At 45.1% G+C, this 370-nt stretch carries 1 protein-coding gene; it reads right to left on the bottom strand.

Features of this window, described 5'->3' with window-relative positions:
• Positions 1-196: 196 nt before the first annotated feature.
• Positions 197-355, bottom strand: a complete 159-nt coding sequence (locus tag LDK53_RS22655) for a T6SS immunity protein Tli4 family protein (protein ID WP_225288136.1) — start codon at positions 353-355, stop codon at positions 197-199.
• Between the last annotated feature and the right edge of the window lie 15 nt (positions 356-370).

Raw genomic sequence — 370 nt, 5'->3', positions numbered from 1 at the left:
TTTCATTTCAGCGTTTATCTTGTTCATGGCTACCTGCTGTGATGACGTCAGTGTTTGTGGCGATGGGTTGTAAGGACAAAAATAGTGATATACCCCGAACCCCAGTGCGACCAAAACAGCAAAAATAATGACTTTCCGTTTTATTGTATCCATTGTGGAGCCTCCCTGTTATTTATCCGAAATCCTTTCCGACCGGTTAAAACGCGCCAGGGCGCACACGTACGCTACGACTGATCGTGTCCCAGAAGGCGATAATTTCCTCCTTGCTGTAGGAGGTTGGCGGCATGCGTTGATTATCCAGGGTCAGCATAAAACCCGGAGCCTTATAACTGGCCGTCATTTCATTAATATACATTTCAAAATTATATCG

This window comes from Enterobacter sp. K16B, from assembly GCF_020216105.1.
GTDB classification, from domain to species: Bacteria; Pseudomonadota; Gammaproteobacteria; order Enterobacterales; family Enterobacteriaceae; genus Enterobacter; species Enterobacter sichuanensis.
The sequence above is the reverse complement of the archived record's forward strand: the minus strand, read 5'-3'. Positions and strand labels throughout refer to the sequence as shown.

Bases quoted from the DNA above. Each gene is read 5' to 3' on its own strand.
- LDK53_RS22655 (WP_225288136.1), bottom strand. From the start codon at position 355: ATGTATATTAATGAAATGACGGCCAGTTATAAGGCTCCGGGTTTTATG.